General features: G+C 32.8%; 3 protein-coding genes. All 3 read right to left on the bottom strand.

Annotation, left to right across the window (positions count from 1 at the left end):
- Window positions 1-239: 239 nt before the first annotated feature.
- Window positions 240-1,001, bottom strand: a complete 762-nt coding sequence (hisF, locus tag ACW2QF_RS13620) for an imidazole glycerol phosphate synthase subunit HisF (protein WP_455716551.1) — start codon at window positions 999-1,001, stop codon at window positions 240-242.
- 3 nt (window positions 1,002-1,004) lie between these two features.
- On the bottom strand, window positions 1,005-1,619 hold the full coding sequence (gene hisH, locus ACW2QF_RS13615; protein WP_455716550.1) for an imidazole glycerol phosphate synthase subunit HisH: 615 nt from the start codon (window positions 1,617-1,619) through the stop codon (window positions 1,005-1,007).
- Window positions 1,620-1,794: 175 nt separating this feature from the next.
- On the bottom strand, window positions 1,795-2,344 hold a 550-nt coding region (locus ACW2QF_RS13610), incomplete at its 5' end, for a hypothetical protein (protein WP_455716549.1).

Genomic DNA, 2,344 nt, shown 5'->3' with positions numbered 1-2,344 from the left:
CCCCCTAAAAAAGACAAGCTCAAAGCTTGTCTATCATAATTTATTTTAATATTAATAGTAAATATTTGACATTAATCTATATATCTACTATTTAATCCTAATTTGGCATAAATTGTCTTACTTATTATACTATACATTTTCTGTAATTTAAAGCAATATTTACCTATTTACTATAGTAAAAAAGTGGTATCCAAAAGGAAACCACTTTTTTACACGAAACTATTCACATATATATTCAATTATAACCTTACACTCACATCTCTTCTTCTAAGATACTCTTTTACTTCATTAATCTCTAACTCTTTATAATGAAATAATGATGCAGCAAGTGCAGCATCTGCTTTACCTTCTGTCAAAGCATCATAAAAATGTTCCATTGTACCAGCTCCACCTGATGCAATTACAGGAATGGAGACATTCTCCGATATTGTTTTTGTAAGTTCTATATCATAACCATTCTTGGTACCATCACAATCCATACTAGTAAGTAGAATCTCTCCTGCACCTAGTTCATTTGCTTTCATTGCCCATTCAACCGCATCAATTCCCATATCAACACGTCCACCATTTTTAAAGATGTTCCAGCCACTACCATCTGCTCTTTTCTTAGCATCGATTGCAACTACAACACATTGACTTCCAAACTTTAACGCTGCTTCTGATATGAGATTCGGATTTTGTATAGCTGCTGAATTTACAGCCACTTTATCTGCGCCTTCACGTAAAATAACTTTAAAATCCTCTACCGTTCTAATTCCTCCGCCTACAGTAAATGGAATAAATACTGTCTCTGCTACACGTCGTACCATATCAATCTTAATTGTACGGGCATCACTTGACGCTGTAATATCTAAGAATACAAGTTCATCTGCACCAGCTTTTCCATAAGCATAGCCAACTTCAACTGGATCTCCTGCATCTCTAAGATTAACGAAGTTGATCCCCTTTACAACTCTACCATTATGTACATCTAAACAAGGGATAATTCTTTTAGTAAACATATCCTACTCCTTCCCAATATTAGCAAAATTCTTAAGTATAGTTAAACCAACGTCACCACTCTTCTCAGGGTGAAACTGACAAGCATACACATTGTCTGCTTCAACTGCAACATCAAGTGTTGTACTATATTCTGTTGTTGCAGCAACATCTTCTTTATTTTCAGCTCGTAAATAATAGGAATGTACGAAATAAACATAGGAATCTTGTTCTAATCCCTTAAATAATTTTGAATCCTTGGTAAAAAGAAGTGAATTCCAACCGATATGAGGAATCTTTATCCCTTCCTTATCAGGAATACGAACGATTTCACCTTTTAAAATAGATAATCCTTCAACTCCTTTTGTCTCATCACTTCTTTCAAATAGAAGCTGTAACCCAAGGCAAATCCCTAATAAAGGGGTCTTCTTTGCAACTACTTCCTTAATCGTATCAACTAATTGGTAATGATGTAATTTTTCCATTGCATCTCCGAAAGCACCAACCCCTGGTAATATAACCTTATCAGCTTTTTTTATTTCATCATGATTACGTGTAATAACTACCTCTTCGCCAAGATATTGCAATGCTTTTTCCACACTCTTAAGATTACCAGCATCATAATCTATAATAGCAATCATATTCATTCCCCTTTCACCACTTCATTATGGTAGCGTATTAAACCATCGAGATATAAGAACTGTGGCAAGATGAATGACATTATTCTTTCATCCTGCCACTAAATATAGTCTAATATATTATAATCAATTTTACAATAGACTTAATGTGTTATTTTTTATTGTCTGCAACAAGCTTCTATGCGATAGCAAATACTTTATCTCTATATTTCTCTTTATCTTCAATACTAATTATCTTCCTTGCATCTTCTTCATCAAGATGAAATTTATCTTCTAACTCATCAAGTATTTGGGACTTTACAAATTGCAAATCTGATTTAACTCCTAGTTCACTTGCTTCATCAAGATAAACATCATATTTTGTAAGCCCATTTAACAAAGAATTCAGTGCTTCTGCATAATATTGAATTGCATAATAATTATTATAGGAATCATATTCTTTATTAACATACATTACTGTTTTGATTTGACTAGCTAATAATTGATCATCTTCCTTAACATCAACACCACTGATTTTATCATAAGCCTTGGAATACTTTTTCCTAGCGAAATAATCATTAGCTTGATTTATACTCACTGAATAAGCGAATGTATTCGATCCAAGAATTATAAATGCACCTAATGCTGCAAATGCTACAAGCACAACTGCTGCGCCCTTTTTATTAATTTTACTGTGATCTAATTCTTCTTCAGCTAAATTTTTCTTTTTTTTTGCTTTTTTATTTGCT

Source organism: Anaerosporobacter sp. (genome assembly GCF_965301125.1).
This window is presented reverse-complemented; position numbering and strand designations above follow the sequence as displayed.